A 21,908-nucleotide genomic window follows, 5' to 3' on the forward strand; every position below is an offset into this window, starting at 1 on the left:
AAAGTCTCCCCGATGAAATCGAAATTTGAAATGAAAGATGTTGAACTAGCTTATAGAAAACTAAAGAGTTACGTGTATTACGATAACTTTTCGTTACTACTAAGACAACAAATAGCAGAATTTGAATCAAGTCCGAATTTTGAAGAATGTTTATCTAAACTCGTAGAATTTTTAAACGATCCAGTAAATAAACGAAACTATTTTGAAGCATTATTAAATGAAATAAATTATTACGTAGCTCCTAAAAAGTTTTCTAGAGAACCATTTAATTATGGAGATAATATTATTAGCAACAATTTTACAGAAAGCAGCTATCTTTTAGAAAAAGTAAATTACTTTTTTAAAGGCCCTGTGGAATTACATATTATTTCTATTTTATGGATTTTAAAAGAAGGCTATGTTTTGCATAAAGATTATCATAAAGATAATTACGCCTATTATTTAGAGTTAAACTCAGAAAGCGGAAATGTAGTAGATGGATTACGATTATTCAAACCTTATTTTGATCAATACCAAAGATGGCGAGATAAAGGAGTAGATTTAGCGAAAAACATAGTTGCAGAAGATACCGATGTGGTGGTATTGTCATTAGACATTAAAGAGTATTACTACAACATAAATTACCATCCTGATTTACAGGAAGAAATCCATACTAGAATTGTAAACGACACAGGAGACAAGGGAACTTTGTTTACCCAAATGATTTTTGATATTAATGATGCTTATCAGAAGGTCTGCCCAAAAAACTCTAAAGGGATTATGCCAATAGGTATATTATCATCTGGGATACTGGCGAACTGGTACTTAAAAGATTTTGACAAAAAAATAAAAGAAGAGTTGTCTCCAGCGTATTATGGTAGGTATGTTGATGATATTTTAATTGTATTAAGTAATACTAAAATTTCAAAAACCTTTAATAATGTTCAGTTTAATTCTTCTTTAGAAGCTTTTTTACATAAATTTTTTGTTGAGAGAAAAATTTTCGATACCAAAAAAACAGAAAAAAAGATAGTTCATCAATCACGTAATCGTAAATGTATAGAAATTCAAAAAGAAATTACTTACCAGTTTATTAGTGATAAGAATATTGAAATTCAAAAAGATAAAATTATTTTATATTCTTTTGAAAGTAAAGAATCTCAGGCAGTATTAGATATGTTTAAAAAGAAAATAGAACAACATTCTAGTGCCTTTTGGTTTTTGCCTAATGAAAATGATATCAATGATGATTTTGATGAAAGTGTGTATGAATTAACCTATACTGATACGGTTAATAAATTAAGAAGTGTTACTGACATCAAACAAAGTAAATATGGGGCTTCTATTTTTTTAGCTAAGCGTATAAAAATAAGTTTATTGTCTGAGAATAAAAAAGATGATAAAACAACCGAGCAAATTCTTACTTTTTTTAAAGGAATCGTAAATCTTGAATTTTCAAATCTTTGGGAGAAAGTACTAACCTATTTTGTAATTGTTGATGATAAAAATGCCTTTTGGAAATTTTTTAAAGAGACAATTATTGCTATAGATTGTATAAAATCTTCTGATAAACCAAAAGTAAAAAGTAGTGATCTAAAAAAGACAAAAAAGTATTTAGGGGAATATCTAATGAATTGTTGTGCTATGGCAACAGCTTTAAATCCAAATTTTGTAAATCTCAATTGGTGGGAAGATAGGTGTAGTCGTTTTAGATTTAATTGGTTCAATCCTAATTTTTACAAAGAAGTATACGTATTAAAAAAAGAATATATAACTTCAAATTTATTGCGAAATAGTTTTGTAGTAGTTCCATTACTGAACTATTTAAAACTAACAAATGAAACAGATGTAAATTTAGTTAAGTACGATTATTTAAGAACTTTAAATCCAGCCTTTAATAAAGAGGGGTTTCAGTACGATGATAAGAAATTAAAATATGCACCACGTTTTATTTATTTACATGAATTTAATAGTATTGACTTTTTAAAAGAATTAATTTTTCAGGCAAAGCAAGATCATTTAGAAATGTTCGAAAACCTTGAACAGAAAATCTATCATAAAAGTTTTGATACTTTTTTTAAAGTAAATTATGAGTATAGAAATACGTTCTATGAATCGAAAAATGGGAATGAGGTCGCTAATTATTCTGAAAATTTAAAAAAATATTATTTTAAAATTAATGAAGGTTATCGAAGTTGTGATCAAAAATTAGGGTATAATACTTTAGAAATTCCGCAATCAAAAAAAATAGAAGACGATTTAAAAATAGCCGTAGCCAATACAAAAGTAAAAGCTACCAATATAGCTCAATCATTATTCGAGACCCCTAATACAGATAAAGAAAGACGTAAAGATTTTATAGACTTATTAAATGGAGCAGAGAAAGTAAAGGCAGACATTTTAATATTACCGGAAGTTAGTACTCCCTACAGGTGGCTCCCTGTTTTGGCAGATCAGGCTCGTAGAAAACAACGTGCTATAATTGCGGGCTTAGAACATATACGAATTAATAATGTATGCTATAATTTATTAGCAACCATTTTACCAATGGAACATAATGGTATTAAAGATGTTGTTATTAATTTCAGATTAAAAAACCATTACTCACCAGGAGAAAAAAAGTTGATTAAAGATAGAGGCAAAATAGCACCTAAACTGAGTAGATCATTGTATAATTTATTTATTTGGAGAGGAATATATTTTAGTAATTATAACTGTTATGAGCTAGCAGATATTAATCATAGAGCTTTATTTAAATCTAAAGTAGATGTATTGTTTGCTTCAGAATACAACCAAGATGTAAATTACTTTTCTAATATAGTAGAAACGGTTTCAAGAGATGTACATTGTTACTTTGTTCAGGTAAATAGTTCTGATTTTGGAGATTCCAGAATAACTAAACCGTCAAAAACAGAAGCCAAAGATATTCTAAGACTGAAGGGGGGAGAGAACAGTATAGTTTTACTAGGAAAAATAGATATAAAAAAACTTAGAGAGTTTCAAAAAACTAGAATTTCTGGTCAAGACACAAAAATATTTAAAAATACTCCTCCTGATTTTGATCATTCTAACCCGGAAAACAGATAATTGTTATGCAAACACCATCCTTTAAAGAAGATCATATTTCACAACTCCCAGCCTTGCAGTTATTAATTGCAATGGGTTATACTTATATAAACCCTGAAGAAGCCTTAGTAGAAAGAGGCCATAAAACCTCTGGTGTTTTTTTAGAAAACATTTTGCGGGAACAACTTAAGCGAATTAATACAGCAAAAGTTTCTTCCACTAAAGAAGTTGCCTTTACTGCTAGTAATATTGAAGCAGCTATAATAGCCTTACGAGATGTACCTATGGTAGATGGTTATATTAGTACTGCACAAAAACTATATGAATTACTAACCTTGGGTAAATCTGTAGAGCAGAGCATTGATGGAGATCGAAAGAGTTTTGATATTCATTATATTGACTGGAAGCACCCTGAAAACAATGTATTTCATGTAACAGAAGAGTTTAGTGTGTTGCGTTCGGGTTTAAAAGAACATTATCGCCCAGATATTGTATTGTTTGTAAACGGAATTCCACTTTGTGTTATAGAGTGTAAACGACCGGATATGAAAGAACCTTTGCTACAGGCTATATCACAAAACTTACGAAATCAAAAAGAAGATGGAATACGAAGTTTATATAGTTTAGCACAATTGGTAATGAGTGTAACCGTAAATGAAGGAAGCTATGCAACTACAGGAACTCCAGAAAAGTTTTGGGCTAAATGGCAAGAAAGTTTTAAGAATAAGGACGAAGAGCTACAATACGAAGAAACATTATTAAAACTAAAAAATACTCCACTTTCTAATCATATAAAAGATAATCTGTTTACAGAGCGATATAGATATGTTCGTGCTTATTTTGATGGATTAGAAAAAACAAGAGTATTGCCAACTCCACAAGATCGATATATCTTTAGTTTGTGTGAACCAAAACGACTATTAGATTTAGCATATAACTTTACTTTATTTGACAACGGAGCAAAAAAGATTGCACGTTATCAGCAATATTTTGCTATTCATAAAGCTATGAATCAGTTACGTTATTTGCAAAACGGAAAACGAATGGGAGGTGTGGTATGGCATACACAGGGTAGTGGAAAATCGTTAACCATGGTTATGCTAGCACAGGCTATTGCTATGGAATCTAGCATTAAAAACCCTAAAATTATTTTAGTAACAGACAGAACCGATTTAGATACACAGATTACAGGAACATTTAGAAAATGTGGGATTGATGTAAAAAATGCAAAGTCTGGTACAAAGTTAGTAGACTTATTAAAAAGCAAAAGTGATGCTGTAGTTACTACTATCGTAAATAAGTTTACAACAGCGGTAAAAAAGATACAAACCCCACTAGAAAGCCCTAATATCTTTGTATTAGTAGATGAAGGTCATCGCACACAGCATGGAACTTTTAATATAGAAATGCAAAAAACATTACCCAATGCATGTTTTATAGCATTTACAGGAACTCCACTATTCAATAAAGATAAAAACACATTAGCTAAATTCGGTACACTCATCGATAGTTATACGGTAGATCAGGCGGTAAAAGACAAAGCCGTTGTACCATTATTATATGAAGGTAGACATGCTTTGCAAGATGTTAATTCGAGTCCTTTAGATAACTTTTTTAATATGGTTTCCGAACCTTTATCTGATTATGAAAAAGCAGATTTAAAAAAGAAGTTCAGTAGAGCAGGACAGTTAAATATCGCAGATCAAAAAATTTATGCTGTATGTTGGGATATCACAAATCACTTTGTTAAAAACTTTCAAGGAACAGGGTTTAAAGGGCAGCTAGTTTGCCAAAGTAAAATGGCTGCTGTAAAGTATAAGAAGTATTTAGATGAAATTGGCAGGGTTTCTAGTGAACTAGTCATTTCGCCTATTGATGAAAGAGAAGGAGAAGAATCAGCTTACGGAGAAACATCAGAATTAGTAAAAAAGTTTTGGCATAAGATGATGGATGAGCACGGTTCATCCAAAAAGTATCAAACCAATATCGTCAATAGATATAAAAATGATAATCATCCAGAGTTAATTATTGTTGTAGACAAACTTTTAACAGGTTTTGACGCACCACAAAACACAGTATTATATTTAACACGAAAATTAGTTGGTCACACTTTATTACAAGCTATTGCAAGAGTTAATAGAGTTGCGAAAGATAAAGACTATGGTTACATTATAGATTATTACGGAGTTCTTAAAGAGCTAGATGGTGCTTTAAAAACCTATTCTGCCTTTGAAGAATTTGATCCTGAACAAATACATGGTACACTAACAAATATTAACATAGAGATTGAAAAATTGCCTCAATCACACTCCGATGTATGGCAGCTTTTTGAGGCTGTAGAAAATAAAAAAGATGCCGAAGCTTACCAGCAATTATTAAGAGATGAAGCAATTCGTGCTAAGTTTTATAATCAGTTAAATATATATGCACGATTATTAAAACTGGCATTATCTTCTATAGAATTTCATAAAGCAACACCAGAGAAACAAATACAACGATATAAAGAAGATTTGGCATTTTTTATGAAGTTAAAAATTGCTGTAGTTTCTCGTTACTCTGATGCTATAGATTATAAAAAGTATGAGGGACAAATCCAAAAACTAATTGATTCCCATATTCCAACTTCGGGTGTTGTTAAACTTACGGATTTGGTAAATATTTTTGATAAAGAAGCTTTTGAAGAAGAAGTGATTAAGTTAGAGGGGAAGGCTGCCAAAGCTGATATGATTGCATCACGTACTGCGAAACATATTACTGAAAAAATGGAGGAGGATCCTGCTTTTTACAAGAAGTTTTCTCAAATGATAAAAGATACAATTGAAGATTATTTACAACAACGTATAAGTGAAAGTGAATATTTAACAAAGATTACAGAAATAAAAGAGTCTGTATTAAATGGTACTGATAGTAAAGTCCCAGAAAGTTTAAAGAAAAAAGAGGTAGCTAGAGCATTTTATGGGGTTAGTATAGAAGAATTTGAACAAGTTGTAAGTGATAAAGATATTCGTGCTAAAATAGCCGAAGAATTAGCATTAAAAGCTGATGAAATAATTTTAGAAATACTAGATGTTAAAAAGATAGACTGGACAACAAGTGTAGATATTCCTAAGAAAATGATTATGTTAATTGGGGATTATATTATTGATCATATTAGAGATAAGTATGAGATAAAATTAGGTTTTAGTGAGATTGATAAGATTGCAGAAAGAATAGTTGATATAGCTAAAATACGATATAAATAATGACAGATTTCGTACAATACGGATCAGAAAGAATAGCATATAATATTTTATTTGTAGAAAGGAAATCTCTTGGTATAACGGTGTATCCTAATAGAAGTGTAGAGATTAAGGCTCCTTTAAATACAACTTTGGAGAAAATTCAGGAAAAGGTAAAAAAACGTGCAGCATGGATTTTAAAACAGCAAGATTATTTTCTATCCTTTGAACCGAGAATTACGAATAGAAAATTTGTTTCAGGTGAAACCCATTATTATTTAGGCCGTCAATATCAATTAAAAGTTATTGACTCAGCGATTAATAAAGTAAAATATACTGGAAGATTTATTGAAGTTTATGTAACAGAAAGAGCCAATGTAAAAGAACAATTACAGCAATGGTATAGAGCAAAGGCTGAAATTTGGTTTAGAAAATTAGCTGATAAACATATAGAACGATTTAAAAAGTATAATGTAGAACCTCAAAAAGTAGAACTAAAGAAGATGGAAAATCGTTGGGGCTCTTGCTCTTCAAAAGGGAGAGTTTTACTGAATCCGGAATTGATAAAAGCGCCCAAAGCTTGTATAGAATATGTAATTATACATGAACTATGTCATTTAGTATATAGAGACCACACGAAAGAGTTTTATAATTTACAAACTCATGAAATGCCTGATTGGCAAAAATGGAAAATGAAGTTAGAAACGTTGTTAGCTTAATTTAAAAAATGTTTAATCTCTCAGAAGAAAGTAATCCAACTGATATAGCAAAAGAAGTTGCTAAGAAATATACAGCAAAAGGTTATAAACTTGACTTTTCTTTAGAAAGTTTAGAGCTGGAGATTGATAAAATCATAAATAATCCTATTACTTATAAAGAAGAGAAAGATATCAACCTCTTAATAGCTGAATTAACGGTTTACGTAGGCGAAACTTTTCGTACTCTTTTCAATACCGATTATCCTGGTCAATATTTTGAAGGAGGAAATGGTAATGCTGCTAATTTTTACACATACTATATTGAAAAGAACGGAGAACGTTTCCATCCATCGCACTTTTTTGAATATAAACTTCCAATACAAGATTTTACTAAAAATCAATTTAAAGAATATTTATACTATAGTTACGCTACTATTGACGGGGAGCAAAAGGTCCTTCCTGGTGTATTGTATAAGTTTTTAAAAGATTAATTATAGTTCCGGATTATCAATTTAAGAGAATTACATGAATATTATATGCGCCTGTCAGTTCGAGTGAAATTGATTGGAACAACGTGGAAAACAATTTTGTATCGAGAACTAGTTTAGAATTTTCAACTACTTCTCGGTACAAAGTTTAATCGCTAGCGCTTTTAAACTTCACTCGAAGTGATATGCTGCTTGTAATGGACAGATTGCTTCACTTCATTCCATTTCGTTCGCAATGACGAATACCTGAATAAAACGTCATACAGAGATTGAACCTTAAAATCCACCGCAAGGAACGGAAAAAATGAAAAGCTGTTTGAACACGACCAACGGAAGTGTGAGTTCTTTTCATTTCGTTTCGAGGATGAGGTTTTAAGAGAGAAAATCTATGAAGACTAGATTTTTTTGCTTCTTTTTTCATCAATGGAAAAAAGAATGAAGAAGATATTTTAAAAGATACAGATTGCTTCACTCCATTCTACTCCGTTCGCAATGACGTTAATGTCAGTTCGAGTGATTTTATGGAGTATGACGGAATAAAATTGTATCGAGAACGAGTTTAGAACTCCCTAGCACTTCTCGATACACGTTTCATTCTTCAGCGCACTCGAAGTGACAGGCAGCTTGTAATGGACAGATTGCTTCACTTCATTCTACTCCGTTCGCAATGACGTTAATGTCAGTTCGAGTGATTTTATGGAGTATGATGGAATAAAATTGTATCGAGAACGAGTTTAGAACTCCCTAGCACTTCTCGATACACGTTTCATTCTTCAGCGCACTCGAAGTGACATGCTGCTTATAATGGAGAGATTGCTTCACTTCATTCCACTGTGTTCGCAATGACGTAATAATTTTAACTCCCCCAACCTCTCAATTCATAATTCCTAATTAAAAATTCCCAATTGATTATTGAAAATTCCCCAAACATGACCGATGTCATAGTATAAAGAAGAATGCTACGATACATTTGATGCGTAATTAATAATCCAACAACATGGGAGTAATATATGTAATGCTTACGGCCAGTGTAGTAGTAGCTTTAGTTTTTTTTATTGCCTTCATAGTCAGTGTAAAAAGAGGTCAGTACGATGACACCTACACACCCTCTGTACGAATGTTGTTCGAGGACGAATTAATCACAGAGAAAACTAACAAAGAATAGATATATAATTCAATTAATTATGGAGATGCAACAATTTTATTACGATAACAAAATCGTGAAAAAATTTATCTACGCAACCTTACTATGGGGAATAGTTGGGTTTTCAGTAGGATTACTTTTAGCGTTCATGTTTTTATTTCCCAATATTACCGATGGAATTTCCTGGTTAAGTTTCGGTCGTTTACGTCCGTTACACACCAACGCGGTAATTTTTGCATTTGTAGGTAATGCTATTTATGCGGGAGTGTATTACTCGTTACAGCGCTTGTTAAAAACAAGAATGGCCAGCGACTTGCTGAGTAACATTAATTTCTGGGGTTGGCAGTTAATTATTGTTGCAGCTGCTATTACCTTGCCTTTAGGATATACAACCTCTAAAGAATACGCAGAGTTAGAATGGCCGATTGATATTGCCATTGCATTGGTATGGGTGGTATTTGGTGTAAACATGATTTGGACGATTTTAAAACGTCGTCAGCGTCACTTATATGTGGCGATTTGGTTTTACCTAGCAACCTTTGTTACGGTAGCAGTACTACACATTTTTAACAGTTTAGAAATGCCAGTAAGTGCATTAAAAAGTTACTCTGTATATGCAGGAGTGCAAGATGCCTTAGTACAATGGTGGTACGGACATAATGCGGTTGCATTTTTCTTAACCACACCGTTTTTAGGATTGATGTATTATTTTGTTCCGAAAGCTGCAAACAGACCCGTTTATTCGTATCGTTTATCGATTATTCACTTCTGGTCGTTAATCTTTATTTACATTTGGGCAGGTCCACACCACTTATTATATACAGCTTTACCAAACTGGGCGCAAAACTTAGGTGTGGTGTTCTCAATTATGTTAATCGCTCCGTCTTGGGGAGGAATGATTAACGGATTATTAACACTTCGTGGAACTTGGGATAAAGTACGTCAGGATCCTGTGTTGAAATTCATGGTAGTAGCTATTACAGGATATGGTATGGCAACTTTTGAAGGACCGATGTTATCCTTAAAAAATGTAAATGCCATTGCGCACTTTACCGATTGGATTATTGCACACGTACACGTAGGAGCTTTAGCTTGGAACGGGTTTATGACTTTTGGTATGATTTATTGGTTAGTGCCAAGATTATTCAAAACAACACTATTCTCTAGAAAGTTAGCCAACTTCCACTTCTGGATAGGAACTTTAGGAATTGTAATTTATACATTACCAATGTACGTAGCAGGATTTGTACAAGCATTTATGTGGAAACAATTCAATCCTGATGGAACATTAACGTATGGAAACTTCTTAGAAACAGTTCAAGAAATTGTACCAATGTATTGGATTCGTGCCATTGGAGGAAGTTTATACATTGTGGGAGCGATTGTAATGTTATATAACATTGTAAAAACAGTAAAAAGAGGAGAAGAAGTAACAGATGATTTAGCAGAAGCAGCTCCGTTAGCAAAAGTTTCTAAATACAGAACTAAAGGAGAAACTTGGCATACTTGGTTAGAGCGTAAGCCAATTAAATTAACCATTTACGCAACCATTGCAATTCTTATTGGAGGATTAATTCAGATTGTACCAACCTTAATGGTAAAGTCTAATATCCCATATATCGAAGAGGTAAAACCATATTCAGCATTAGAGTTAGAAGGTAGAGATATTTATATATCTAATGGATGTGTATCATGTCACTCACAAATGATTCGTCCGTTTAGAAGTGAGGTAGAACGTTATGGTGAATATTCTAAGGCAGGTGAATTTGTGTATGATCATCCATTCTTATGGGGAAGTAAACGTACCGGTCCAGATTTACACCGTATTGGAGGAAAGTACAACGATAACTGGCACTTTAACCATATGTACGATCCACAAAGTACGTCACCAGGTTCTATAATGCCAGCATATCAATGGATTATTAAGAATAAGTTAGACAAATCGCAAACAGAAGCAAAAATGCGTGCGATGGTAAAACTAGGTGTTCCGTATACGGATGAAGATATTGCGAACGCTCAAAAGAGTATGGATGAGCAAGGAATGCAAATTCAACAAAACTTATACAACGATCCTGATTTTGTTCAGAATTATGAAGACAGTAAAAAGTATGCAGAGCAAAACGGATTGCCTTTCGTAGAAATGAAAGACAGAGAGATTGTAGCATTGATTGCCTATATCCAAAGATTAGGAGTAGATATTAAAGTAAAAGATGTAAAGGATAAACTTTCAAAAAAATAGAACGATGTTAAAATTTGTAAAGAATCATTTAGAGAGTATCACAGGAATAGAGATTTATCCAATCATTTCCTTAACCATATTTTTCACCTTTTTCGTGTTGTTATTCTGGTGGGTAGCTACTGCTAAAAAGGAATATATCAATAAAGTAAGCAATTTGCCATTAGATAATTAAACCGTTAATCATGAAAAGAATTTTTCAATCGATCTTATATATTGTATTTGTTTTTGTGAGCTTTTGGGCGATCATAAAAGCAATACTAGCCTACGAAAATCCATTTAGTTTATATGAAAATCCATTGGTGTGGACATTAATAGCCTTTTTAGGTTTAGTGGTTCTAGCCAAAGAATATTTTAGTGTAACCATGCAAAAAATTGCAGAGGAACTAAAAATGGAAAAAGAGGGAATTGTTCCTGAGGAAGTAGATGAATGGGCTTGGGCTAAAAAGCTATTAAAGCGTTGGACAAAATCTCGTGAAATAGGAGAGGAAGAAGAAATCATCCTTGATCATAATTACGATGGAATTAAAGAGTTGGACAATGTATTACCACCTTGGTGGGTGTACTTATTCTATGCAACAATTGTTTTTGGTGTAGTGTATTTAATTCGTTTTCATATTGCTGGAGGAGATACCCCAGAAATGGAATATGAAAAAGCCATGGCAAAAGCAAAATATGAAATGGAACAGTACAAGAAAAAAACGCCAAATACTTTTGATGTTGAAAGTGTAGCCTTATTAACTGAGAGTGCAGATCTTCAGAGAGGAAAAGCAGTATTCAATCTAAACTGTGCTTCTTGCCACGTTCGAGATGGAGGTGGAGGTATTGGTCCTAACTTAACCGATGAATATTGGATTTTAGGCGGTGGATTTAAAAATGTGTTCAAAACTATTTATACCGGAGGTAGAGATGGAAAAGGTATGGTGGCTTGGAAAGGTGTTCTAAAACCTCAAGATATTCAGAAGGTAGCGAGTTATGTTATCTCTTTAGGTGGAACGACACCTGCAAAACCTAAGAAACCACAAGGAGAAATCTGGACTGGAGAAGAGGAGTAACATAATTAAGATTGTCACTTCGAGTGTTTTGACTAAAAGGAAAAATGTATCGAGAAGTAATTAAAGATTACTTCACTTGGTATCCCGATTTTGTAATGACACAGATGAATGAAATACGTCATTGCGAGGAAGTTTATGTTGAATTTATTTCAGCATCAATAACGAAGCAATCTTATAAAACTTAAAAGAACAATAGTTAACTGTAATAATTAGTTTTTAATAGGTAACAAAATGGAAACACCCCAGGGAGAACAATTTAGAGATAGTATTGGGACTATAGATAATGAAGGTAAGCGTGCTTGGGTGTTTCCTAAAAAACCAAGCGGAAAGTTTTACAAGTACAGAAGCTACGTAAGTTATGTTTTGTTATTCTTTTTAGTTGTTTCACCATTTATAAAAGTAAAAGGAAATCAGTTTTTACTGTTTAATGTCCTAGAACGTAAGTTTGTAATTTTTGGTTATCCATTTTGGCCACAAGATTTTCATTTGGTTGTAATTTCCATGATTATTGGTGTGGTGTTTATTACATTATTTACTGTAGTTTTTGGAAGGGTTTTCTGTGGATGGATTTGTCCGCAAACCATTTTCTTAGAAATGGTATTCCGAAAAATAGAATATTGGATTGAAGGAGATAGAGGGAAACAAATTCGTTTGGCAAAACAGCCTTGGAATGCAGAGAAAATTAAGAAGCGCTTATTAAAGTGGTTCGTGTTTTTTGTAATCTCATTTTTAATCGCTAATGTTTTCTTGGCGTATATTATTGGAAGTGATGAACTCTTGTTATACATTCAAAACGGACCGTTTAATCACGTTTCAACCTTTGTTGCTTTATTGATATTTACAGGTGTTTTCTATTTTGTTTTTGCATGGTTTAGAGAGCAAGTGTGTATCATCGCTTGTCCGTATGGTCGATTACAAGGTGTACTATTAGATAATCAATCGGTAGTTGTTGCCTACGATTACAAACGTGGAGAAAAAGAAAAAGGACGCGCAAAGTTCAATAAGAAAGAAGATAGAATAGCTTCTGGAAAAGGAGATTGTATTGATTGTAAACTATGTGTGCATGTTTGCCCTACAGGAATCGATATTCGAAACGGAACACAGTTAGAATGTATCAATTGTACAGCTTGTATTGATGAGTGCGATACTATGATGGAAAACGTTGGGATGCCAAAGGGATTAATCCGTTTTGCGAGTATTGATAATATCGAAAAGAAATCTTCTTTCAAGTTTACCGCACGTATGAAAGGATATGCAGCAGTACTTTTTATTTTATTTGGTGTATTAATCGGAATGTTGTTCTTAAGAAATGATGTTGAAGCAAAAATATTCAGACTACCAGGACAATTATACGAACGAAAGGATAACGGAATTATCAGCAACGTGTATTCCTACAAAATTGTAAATAAAACAACAGAAGAGATTGGAGATATTTCTTATAAGTTGTTGTCGCACGAAGGAAAGATTGAAGTAGTAACACATCAATCATTTACAGTTCCTAAACAAGGAATGGCTGAGGGATCATTGTTTATTGAATTACATCAATCACAATTAAAAAAAGACAAAGTAAAATTAAAGGTTGGAGTTTACAGTAAAGATAAACTCATAGAAACAACCACCACAAATTTCCTCGGTCCGAGAAAGTTTTGGTAACTAAAAAAATAAACAAGATGAAAATTAGTTGGGGTACAGGCATTGTAATAGCAATAATTTCATTCATAACATTTATTATGGTTATGGTGGTAACTATGGTAAGTGATAAAGCGTATAATCATGATTTAGTTACCGATAATTATTATCAAAAAGAATTAAAGTATCAAGAAGATATAGATGCTTCTAAGAATTTAAAAAAACTTGAATACCCATTATCAGTTCAAAAAGTAACTGAAGGAATTGAAATTGTATTTCCAAAAGATTTAGCTCCAGAAAATATCAAGGGGAAAGTATTTTTATACAGACCTTCAAATAAAGCTTTGGATAGTGAAATGAACATCAATATCAATCAGCATAGTATGTTAATTTCTAATGAGGTTTTGGTAAGTGGTCGTTGGGATATTGTTATTGATTTTACATACAACAATCAAAAGTATTTCCACAAAGAGCAAATAATTTATTAATGCTGTACACTGCATTCATATTAGGATTGTTAGGAAGTTTACATTGCTTAGGAATGTGTGGTCCAATTGCGTTTATGTTACCGTTAGACAGAACAAACCAAGTGAAGCAATTCTTTCAATTAATGAGTTATCATAGTGGTCGCTTACTAACATACGGATTGCTAGGTGTTATTTTCGGGCTTTTAGGTAGAGGTTTTGAGTTGTTTGTTTTTCAGCAACACTTATCAATTTTTACAGGAGCTCTAATGATTCTAATCGTACTTTTTCCTAAGTTGGTGTATCAATTAAAAGCAACAAAAACCTTAACACGATATATAGGAAAAGTAAAATCGGCACTAGGTAAAGAGTTAAAACAAAAACGAAACGATACATTTTTTGCTATCGGTTTCTTAAATGGCTTTTTACCATGCGGATTAGTTTACATGGCTTTAATTGGAGCTATTGCAACGCATTCTACTGTCTACGGAAGTTTATACATGATTTTATTTGGTTTAGGAACTATTCCGTTAATGAGTTCGATAGTATATGTTGGAAAGTTTACCAATCTTCGGTTACAACAATATTTCAAAAAAGCAATTCCAGTGCTAGTTGTTGCAATTGGAGTCTTATTTATCTTAAGAGGTTTAGGTTTAAACATCCCTTATATTTCTCCTTCTGCAGCGGTTAGTAATCTTGTAGAAAGAAACGCTGTTTGTCATTAAAATAAATTTTTCAGTATGACAATTGTCATAGTTTTAAAGGATTACCGTATGTACTTTTACGCTATAATCTTTTAAAGCTAAGTATCATGAAAAAAATTATTGTACCTGTAGATTTTACCTTACACTCAGAAAACGCATTGCGCACAGCTTCATTTTTTGCAAAAAAATATAAAGCAGAAATCTTAGTGGTGCACATGTTAGAAATCAATACACCTGTAATAAGTTCCTCACCTTCTTATGTGCATGAGCAAACAGTATTTGAATTAAAACTAACAGAAAAAAAATTCGGAGAATATTTAGATAAACCATATTTAAAAGATGTAAAAGTTACACCAATAATCAAGCATTATAAAAGTTTTAGCGATTTGCATAGAACTGCAGAAGAGGAAAAAGCAGATTTAATTATTCTGTCTTCACACGGAGCAACAGGTATAAAAGAAATGTTTTTTGGATCGAATGCAGAAGTCGTAGTTAGAAACTCTACGGTTCCTGTTTTAGTCATAAAAGGACTTCCAATCGACGAGGCATTTAAGAAGGCGGTATTTGCTTGTGACTTTTCAAATGATTTTATTGAGCCGTTTAAAAAAGCTAGAGAGATTTTAGCATTTTTTGAATGTGATGAAATGCATTTATTATATGTAAATACACCAGGGGCAAAGTTTAGAACTACCAAAGATAAAAAAGAACGTATTGATACTTTTTTGAAGAAGTTAGGTACAACTAGCAAAGAGGTTAACATTGCAGAAGTTGCTGATTTTTCTATAGAGGAAGGAATTTTAGAGTTTGCTAAAACTAATGAGAGCGATTTAATTATTATGCCAACACATGGTAAACACGGTATTGAGCATTTCTTCGAAGGAAGCATTGCAGAAGATGTAGTAAATCATGCAGTTTTGCCTGTGTTAACTGTAAAAATGTAAGAACAACTTTTAATTAATTTTAGAGACTTTTTGGTATGATAAAAAATATGCCTATCACCGTAATAATGAGTGATAACCCAATCACATTAAATTCTGATGATGATTTAACCACAGCAGAGGAATTATTCAGAATTCATAACATTCGACATATTCCTATTGTTCAAGGAAGAAAAGTAATTGGAATGTTAAGTCATACAGATTTGCTTAGGGTAAGTTATAAAGATAGTATAGAAGAATATGAAACAGAGTTTGATACTGTGCTGAATAGCGAGTTTACTATCGAGCAAGTTATGACTAAAAATGTAAGTGCAGTAACCACAAAAACTACTATTGAAGAAGTAGCAACTATATTATCTAAAAGAGAGTTTCATGCACTTCCTGTATTAGAAAATGAAGAACTTATTGGTATTGTAACTACAACCGATTTAATACAATACTTATTAAATCAATAACAAAAATTGTGTATAAATTATAACGAAGATTTAAAATTTTGTTAAAAGCTTTTACGGAACTTTTTTAATTTATTTTGTTTATTTATTTTTATTTAAAATTAAACAAAACAGGTTACCATGGATATCATAAATGAAGCAATAGCTTTCGAGCAATCAAAAATGAAAAACATGTCGACAAGTGACAGAGTAGTGGCATCTAGAGAAGCAAAAAGATTAGTATTAGCATTGAATGAAGTTTATAAAAAGACCAAAGATTCGAAGCTAATGGATATCATGAAACGTTTAACAGTAAAAAAGCGTAAAATAGAATCGAGATTAAAGGGACAACCTTTAATATAATTACAAGTACAGTAGTTTTTCAAGTTGATTTAGTTAGGTAAACATGTTCGTAATAATTTAATTTTACGGACATGTTTTTTTGTTTTTGAAAACTTGGCATACTAATTGAATGTATTTAAATGCTAACAGACGTGTTAGCTTCTTTTTATAGCAATTTTCCCACTCAGCACCTCAGTTGAGTGGGTTTTTTTATAAATATTACTTTTTAGAAACTCAAAGTTTCATTTGAGCAATTCATTAAATCTATTAGTAAATGTTCCAAGTATCTTTGTTTATTAACCTTATTGTATAAAATCCGTTTTTTAACGTAGCTTTGGAATATGCGAGTTCTAATTGTATTTGTAGCTTTTTTGTTTGTTGAAATTCTATCAGCACAAGAACCTATTTCCATACATTTAACCGAAAAAGAAGGATTACCTGATAAACAGTTTTACAATCTTTTAGAAGACGATAATGGTTTTATTTGGTTAGCTGCTGATAAGGGTTTATACAGGTATGATGGTTTTGAGTTCAAGTTTTATTCCCATCCTGAACAGGTTGGATTATCTGTGTTTTCATTAACCAAAGACAAAGACAATATAATTTGGTTTACAAATCTAGCAGGCCAGCTTTTTTATATTCAAGACGATCAAGTAGTATTGCTACAAAACTTAAAAGACTACTTTAAAGGAAGATTACCAAAAATTCAAATACATAACGATTATTTGTATCTCTCTCAAGTGGGAATGTTATTGGTGCTGAATAAAAATAATGGGGAAATTATTTATAAGAAGATTGATGACTCAACACTTTTTTACAGCACTTTTTTGTTTAAAGAGAAGAAGGTATATTCATTCGATATTGATGGAGATTTATATATACTGGATAGCACTTTCCAATTAAGTAAAACCGGAAACAAAGTACCAATAAATAAAAGAAGACATCGAAGGGCATATTTTAAAGGTGTTAATAATTTTTTGTTTTTAAATTCATTTAATATAAATGGTACATCAAATAAAATTATTTTAAATGCAGATGTAGAAAATAATTTTGATTACAAACTTTTTGAAACAGAAGAAGGTTTTTTTACACAAGAAATAAGAGTCATAGAAAACGAACTATACATCCTATCAAATATTGGTTTATATGCCTATGAAATTAGAAATTCAGAATTAGTTTTAAAAAGGAAAATGCTAATAGGGATTTCTACTACGGATGTGTTAAAAGATACTCATGGAAATTTATGGATAACTACCGAATATCAAGGAATTCACGTAATACCTAATTTCGATTTTAAATCGAATGTTAAGTTTCCTGAAAGTAAAAGAATTAAAAGAGTATTTCAAGGGAAACCTAATGAGCTTTTATTGATAGGTAAAAAAAATGAATTTTATGTGTATAATACCAAAACCAATTTTTTTAAAAGATATGAATATCCAAACTTTGAAGATATCAAGTATGTATTCTATAATGAAGCAAAAGGGCATTACTTTATTCAAGGCTCACGAATTATTCAAATGTTTGATTTCTTTAATGATGAAATAAGAGTAATTCAAAACCACGACAATTTAAATACAAAAGATCATCATTTTCACAACAAAGACACTTTACTAATTGCTACAGGTGCTAATTCGATGCTAATTAATGTGAATAACATTACAAGGAATTGGATTAAAGCTAAAAACTTAACCTTTAATAGAAGCTATAGTTGTTATAGCAATCAAAAAACAAAGAATTATTATGTAAGTACTGTAAAAGGATTATTTGTATTTAATAACAACCTAACAGCTACTTCAGAGATAATGTATAAAGGCCAATCTATTTACATTAGAGATATTGTAGGTCTAGAAGATGGATCTGTATGGTGTTTATCTTTTAAAAATGGAATTTATAAAGTGGTAAACAATAAAATTGAAAAAAACTATACAGTAAAAGATGGTTTATTGTCTAATATCAATAGTTTTTTAAGAGTAGATAGTACTGATAATAGTATTTGGATAGCTGGTGAAAAAGGGATACAACGATTAGATACTAAAACCAATCTATTCAAAAATATTACGAAGAAAAACGGTATTCCTTCTTATGAATTTGTTGGGTTAGAAATAATAGAAGGTAGACTTTTTGCTGCGACTCCAGAAGAACTTTTTTCTTTTCATACCAAAACGGTATTCCAAAAAGAAAAACATAGTAAACCTAATCCTTATTTTAATCTTGTATTAATTGATAATAGTAAAAAGCCTATTAAATCGAGTTATCAATTAGCAGAAGAAGGGAAAAAAATAGAAATCGGATTTAATACCAACGGTTTTTTATCTAATGAAAATGTCTCATATGAATATCGTTTAGTAAACAACACTAAAGAAAGTAATTGGCAAAAAGAAACATCTAAAACGAATAAGGTAATTTACAATCAACTTTCTCAAGGAAATTATGTATTTCAATTAAGAGCAAAAAAAGATGATGAATATTCTGAAGTAAAAGAAATAGCATTTAAGGTTAACGGAGTTTTTTATAAACAATGGTGGTTCTTTTTATTATTAACAATACTCACAGGTTTTTTAATTTGGAGTTATTTTAACAGAAAAAACAATCAATTAAAAGAAAAGCAGAAGCTAATTGTAGATAAGCAGAGTAAAGAGTTAGAAAATATTTTCTTGAAGTTAGAAAGTTTACGCAGTCAAATGAATCCGCATTTTATTTTTAATGCCTTAAATTCCATACAAGACTATATTTTACACAATGAAAAAAAATTAGCCAGAACCTATCTTGTTAAATTCTCAAGATTAATTAGACTGTATTTAGAGCATAGTCAAAAAGATACTGTTTCCTTAAGTGAAGAGTTAGGAGCGCTTAATTTTTATCTCGAATTAGAAAAAGATCGTTTTCAGGATTCTTTTTCGTATGAAATTAATGTAGATGAAAATATAGATAAAGACTTAATTGAAATTCCTACATTTTTAATACAACCTTATGTAGAAAATGCTATTAAACATGGATTGTTACATAAAAAAGAAAATAGAAAATTAGAGATTCATTTTTCAATTAACAAAGAGTCTAATGTATTGCATTGTTCAATAGATGATAATGGAGTAGGCAGATCAACTTCTACCGAAATCAATCAAAGAAAAGCTTTTAAGCACGTATCGTTTTCATCAGAGGCAAATGCAAAAAGAATTGATTTATTGAATAGAACAAGAAAGCGTCCAATACATTTAGAAATAAAAGATAAATATAATGCTGCATTGGAGCCTACAGGTACAATGGTAAAAATTGATATCCCATTAGAAATGTAGATTTCAAAGTATTTTATAATAAAAAAAGTCCCATATGAAAGCTGTTATTATAGACGACGAATTAAAAGCTAGAAGTGTTTTAAAAACACTCATAAAAGAAGAATGTCCTAAAATTAAACAAATAAAAGAAGCAGACGATTTACTGTCCGGCATTCAGCATATAAGAGAATTTCAGCCTGAATTAGTTTTTTTAGATATTGAAATGCCAGAATATTCAGGTCTCGAAATTTTAGATTTTTTAACTGAGGAAGAAGTAAACTTTCAAATAATTTTTACCACGGCTTATAATCACTATGCAATAGAGGCATTTAAGTTAAATGCTGTAGATTATTTATTAAAACCAATTGACAGTGAAGAATTAAAAGATGCTATAGACAAGGCGGAAAAATTAATTGGAAATAAAGATCTTCATAAGAAGTTAAATGAGCTTAAAACAAGTTTAAGTGAATCTAATTTTAAAAAAATAGGATTACCGAATAGTAACGGAATTAAGTTTGTTGATTTCAATGATATAATCATGCTTGAAGCCGATGGCATGTATACAAAAGTTTCTACTACTAATGAAGAGGTTTTGGTTAGCAAACCCTTAAAGTTCTTTGTAGATACATTGTCAAGAATTAATACATTTTACAGGCCTCATCGCTCTTACTTAGTTAATCTTACATATTTAAGAGAGTATGTTAAAAAAGATGGAGGTTATATTGTGATGGAGAACAATAAATCTGTTTCAATATCAAAAGATAAAAAAGAAGAGTTTTTGGCAATTGTTCAAAGTATTTAAAGATTTAATTTGTCAAATAATTTATAAAGTCGCTAGTAGCGACTTTTTTTATACTCTCTTTTCGAAAATGTATGTTGCTAAGTTTTAGTTTTAGAAGTTAATAGCTGGTTTTCAGAAGTTAATAATACCTGGGGTTGAGATATTCTTTCAAATTTGAAATATCAAAAAATATAAAATTTTAATCATGGGGAAAATAAAAAAGAGAGGTATTTTATGTATTGCTTTAATAACATTTGTAATGTTTGGAGGTATGGATGCGAATGCTCAGTTTTTAAAGAAAGCTGCAAAAAAAGTAAAAACACTAACTAAGAAATCAAAAAAAGAGAGTGCCAGTTCAGATAGGAAAACAGCAGGGGCACAATTTGTGTCTAAGAATAAAATGAGCTCAAGATTTGCAAGTGGCTTTACAAATTTAGAGATGAGAGTCGATAAAGAAACTAGAAAAGGAAAAGAGTTTAACGTATATCATTTTGGTTCTGGAGATAAACTAGCATTTAAGTTATATCCAAGATTTGCTAAAGATGATTATCAAAGAGATTTTGATGGTGTTTATAGTAGTAATTTTGTGAATGAAGGGGAAGAAGTATTTCATATTGATGAGTTAAAAGACGTAACCGATACCAATGGACAGAAACATACTTTTACTCCAGTTCCTTCACCAACAAAACGTGTATTAAAAACACCAGACGGTGTGTATTTAGTCTATGCTTTTGATGGAGGAAAAAAAGTGGGAGGAAAGTATCCTTACTATGCTTCTTCAAAATCAGAAATTACAGGACCATTTGTTATTGCAGCTCCAAGTGCTGAAAAATTTGATGAGTGGAGTGGAGAGAAAGCATTGAGTTATGTAAAGGATTTCGAAAAAAGAGTAAAAATGGGTTGTTTTAAGTTTATGCCTAAAGAAGGTAAATTACATTCAGCTGAGCTAGCAAAGCTTTGTGAACAGGCTATTTATAAAAAACTAAAGCAGTATAGAAATAATGCTAATCTTGAAATTAGAAAATTAGTGGTGTATTCTGACGAATGGAAAGAGAAAATGGATAATGTAACCGATGAGGTAACAGATCGCCAACTTATCGCTTACTATGTGTATGTAAATGGAGATGATACAGATATTAATGCTGCAAAAATCAACCAAAAGAACACAGATAATGGATTTTCAAAAGATTTAGTAATTGAAAAATTATACTCAGATAAGTTTTCAAAAGACATTCCAGTTAGTTTGGTAAACAAATATTTTAAGAAATAAATAAAACTATTATTGAGGTAATAGTGTGTAGATTATTTAGGGGATTAAGCCTTGCAAATTATATGTTTGCAAGGCTTTTTAGTTATAAATATCGTTGAAATTTCAAATTGTACTACAAACTAAAATTCAGCAACTCAAAACCCACTTTCAGAAATTCTATCAAAAATAATCAACTCGATTACAACACTTTTGT

The 21,908-nt window shown here is 31.2% G+C and carries 18 protein-coding genes; all 18 read left to right on the plus strand.

Annotated features, from left to right (window positions below; genetic code table 11):
• The first annotated feature begins 12 nt into the window (after nt 1-12).
• The 18 genes from EV195_RS08835 (at nt 13) to EV195_RS08915 (ending at nt 21,715) form a co-directional block, all read left to right on the plus strand.
• Nucleotides 13-3,066: a reverse transcriptase domain-containing protein gene (locus EV195_RS08835; RefSeq protein ID WP_132794586.1), complete on the plus strand. Its 3,054-nt coding sequence runs from the start codon at nt 13-15 to the stop codon at nt 3,064-3,066.
• A gap of 5 nt (nt 3,067-3,071) precedes the next feature.
• A complete protein-coding gene (locus tag EV195_RS08840; protein WP_132794587.1) occupies nt 3,072-6,287 on the plus strand; it encodes a type I restriction endonuclease subunit R in 3,216 nt (1,071 codons plus the stop codon).
• Entirely contained in the window at nt 6,287-6,982 is a 696-nt protein-coding gene (locus tag EV195_RS08845) for a M48 family metallopeptidase (RefSeq protein ID WP_132794588.1), read from the plus strand. Before EV195_RS08840 ends, EV195_RS08845 begins: the two co-directional genes overlap by 1 nt.
• An 8-nt stretch (nt 6,983-6,990) precedes the next feature.
• Nucleotides 6,991-7,452, plus strand: a complete 462-nt coding sequence (locus EV195_RS08850; RefSeq protein ID WP_132794589.1) for a hypothetical protein — start codon at nt 6,991-6,993, stop codon at nt 7,450-7,452.
• Nucleotides 7,453-8,446: 994 nt separating this feature from the next.
• Entirely contained in the window at nt 8,447-8,614 is a 168-nt protein-coding gene (ccoS, locus tag EV195_RS08855) for a cbb3-type cytochrome oxidase assembly protein CcoS (RefSeq protein WP_132794590.1), read from the plus strand.
• Between the two features lie 19 nt (nt 8,615-8,633).
• Nucleotides 8,634-10,832: a cytochrome-c oxidase, cbb3-type subunit I gene (gene ccoN / locus EV195_RS08860; protein ID WP_132794591.1), complete on the plus strand. Its 2,199-nt coding sequence runs from the start codon at nt 8,634-8,636 to the stop codon at nt 10,830-10,832.
• A gap of 4 nt (nt 10,833-10,836) precedes the next feature.
• Nucleotides 10,837-11,004, plus strand: a complete 168-nt coding sequence (locus tag EV195_RS08865; RefSeq protein WP_132794592.1) for a CcoQ/FixQ family Cbb3-type cytochrome c oxidase assembly chaperone — start codon at nt 10,837-10,839, stop codon at nt 11,002-11,004.
• A gap of 10 nt (nt 11,005-11,014) precedes the next feature.
• On the plus strand, nt 11,015-11,884 hold the full coding sequence (locus tag EV195_RS08870) for a cbb3-type cytochrome c oxidase N-terminal domain-containing protein (protein WP_132794593.1): 870 nt from the start codon (nt 11,015-11,017) through the stop codon (nt 11,882-11,884).
• A gap of 44 nt (nt 11,885-11,928) precedes the next feature.
• Nucleotides 11,929-12,069, plus strand: a complete 141-nt coding sequence (locus EV195_RS16675) for a hypothetical protein (RefSeq protein WP_165915706.1) — start codon at nt 11,929-11,931, stop codon at nt 12,067-12,069.
• A gap of 46 nt (nt 12,070-12,115) precedes the next feature.
• The gene (ccoG, locus tag EV195_RS08875; RefSeq protein WP_132794594.1) at nt 12,116-13,537 is read left to right on the plus strand and encodes a cytochrome c oxidase accessory protein CcoG; all 1,422 of its coding nucleotides are present in this window, start codon (nt 12,116-12,118) and stop codon (nt 13,535-13,537) included.
• A 17-nt stretch (nt 13,538-13,554) separates the two neighbouring features.
• Nucleotides 13,555-14,001 (plus strand): FixH family protein, encoded by a 447-nt coding sequence (locus tag EV195_RS08880; RefSeq protein ID WP_132794595.1) that lies wholly within the window; start codon nt 13,555-13,557, stop codon nt 13,999-14,001.
• A complete protein-coding gene (locus EV195_RS08885; RefSeq protein WP_132794596.1) occupies nt 14,001-14,702 on the plus strand; it encodes a sulfite exporter TauE/SafE family protein in 702 nt (233 codons plus the stop codon). Before EV195_RS08880 ends, EV195_RS08885 begins: the two co-directional genes overlap by 1 nt.
• Before the next feature lie 86 nt (nt 14,703-14,788).
• Nucleotides 14,789-15,622, plus strand: coding sequence for a universal stress protein (locus tag EV195_RS08890; protein ID WP_132794597.1), 834 nt, complete (start codon nt 14,789-14,791; stop codon nt 15,620-15,622).
• Nucleotides 15,623-15,669: 47 nt separating this feature from the next.
• Nucleotides 15,670-16,074: a CBS domain-containing protein gene (locus tag EV195_RS08895; protein WP_317128220.1), complete on the plus strand. Its 405-nt coding sequence runs from the start codon at nt 15,670-15,672 to the stop codon at nt 16,072-16,074.
• A 117-nt stretch (nt 16,075-16,191) separates the two neighbouring features.
• Nucleotides 16,192-16,413 carry a hypothetical protein gene (locus EV195_RS08900; protein WP_132794599.1) on the plus strand — a complete coding sequence of 74 codons (222 nt, stop codon included), beginning with the start codon at nt 16,192-16,194 and terminating at the stop codon, nt 16,411-16,413.
• A gap of 320 nt (nt 16,414-16,733) precedes the next feature.
• Nucleotides 16,734-19,685 carry a sensor histidine kinase gene (locus EV195_RS08905; RefSeq protein ID WP_132794600.1) on the plus strand — a complete coding sequence of 984 codons (2,952 nt, stop codon included), beginning with the start codon at nt 16,734-16,736 and terminating at the stop codon, nt 19,683-19,685.
• A 34-nt stretch (nt 19,686-19,719) separates the two neighbouring features.
• Entirely contained in the window at nt 19,720-20,466 is a 747-nt protein-coding gene (locus EV195_RS08910) for a LytR/AlgR family response regulator transcription factor (protein ID WP_132794601.1), read from the plus strand.
• 184 nt (nt 20,467-20,650) lie between these two features.
• Entirely contained in the window at nt 20,651-21,715 is a 1,065-nt protein-coding gene (locus tag EV195_RS08915; protein WP_132794602.1) for a hypothetical protein, read from the plus strand.
• Nucleotides 21,716-21,908 lie beyond the last annotated feature (193 nt).

The sequence above is a fragment of the Tenacibaculum skagerrakense genome (genome assembly GCF_004345825.1).
Classification (GTDB): Bacteria; Bacteroidota; Bacteroidia; order Flavobacteriales; family Flavobacteriaceae; genus Polaribacter; species Polaribacter skagerrakensis.

Bases quoted from the DNA above. Each gene is read 5' to 3' on its own strand.
- EV195_RS08835 (WP_132794586.1), top strand. From the start codon at position 13: ATGAAATCGAAATTTGAAATGAAAGATGTTGAACTAGCTTATAGAAAA.
- EV195_RS08840 (WP_132794587.1), top strand. From the start codon at position 3,072: ATGCAAACACCATCCTTTAAAGAAGATCATATTTCACAACTCCCAGCC.
- EV195_RS08845 (WP_132794588.1), top strand. From the start codon at position 6,287: ATGACAGATTTCGTACAATACGGATCAGAAAGAATAGCATATAATATT.
- EV195_RS08850 (WP_132794589.1), top strand. From the start codon at position 6,991: ATGTTTAATCTCTCAGAAGAAAGTAATCCAACTGATATAGCAAAAGAA.
- ccoS (WP_132794590.1), top strand. From the start codon at position 8,447: ATGGGAGTAATATATGTAATGCTTACGGCCAGTGTAGTAGTAGCTTTA.
- ccoN (WP_132794591.1), top strand. From the start codon at position 8,634: ATGGAGATGCAACAATTTTATTACGATAACAAAATCGTGAAAAAATTT.
- EV195_RS08865 (WP_132794592.1), top strand. From the start codon at position 10,837: ATGTTAAAATTTGTAAAGAATCATTTAGAGAGTATCACAGGAATAGAG.
- EV195_RS08870 (WP_132794593.1), top strand. From the start codon at position 11,015: ATGAAAAGAATTTTTCAATCGATCTTATATATTGTATTTGTTTTTGTG.
- EV195_RS16675 (WP_165915706.1), top strand. From the start codon at position 11,929: ATGTATCGAGAAGTAATTAAAGATTACTTCACTTGGTATCCCGATTTT.
- ccoG (WP_132794594.1), top strand. From the start codon at position 12,116: ATGGAAACACCCCAGGGAGAACAATTTAGAGATAGTATTGGGACTATA.
- EV195_RS08880 (WP_132794595.1), top strand. From the start codon at position 13,555: ATGAAAATTAGTTGGGGTACAGGCATTGTAATAGCAATAATTTCATTC.
- EV195_RS08885 (WP_132794596.1), top strand. From the start codon at position 14,001: ATGCTGTACACTGCATTCATATTAGGATTGTTAGGAAGTTTACATTGC.
- EV195_RS08890 (WP_132794597.1), top strand. From the start codon at position 14,789: ATGAAAAAAATTATTGTACCTGTAGATTTTACCTTACACTCAGAAAAC.
- EV195_RS08895 (WP_317128220.1), top strand. From the start codon at position 15,670: ATGCCTATCACCGTAATAATGAGTGATAACCCAATCACATTAAATTCT.
- EV195_RS08900 (WP_132794599.1), top strand. From the start codon at position 16,192: ATGGATATCATAAATGAAGCAATAGCTTTCGAGCAATCAAAAATGAAA.
- EV195_RS08905 (WP_132794600.1), top strand. From the start codon at position 16,734: ATGCGAGTTCTAATTGTATTTGTAGCTTTTTTGTTTGTTGAAATTCTA.
- EV195_RS08910 (WP_132794601.1), top strand. From the start codon at position 19,720: ATGAAAGCTGTTATTATAGACGACGAATTAAAAGCTAGAAGTGTTTTA.
- EV195_RS08915 (WP_132794602.1), top strand. From the start codon at position 20,651: ATGGGGAAAATAAAAAAGAGAGGTATTTTATGTATTGCTTTAATAACA.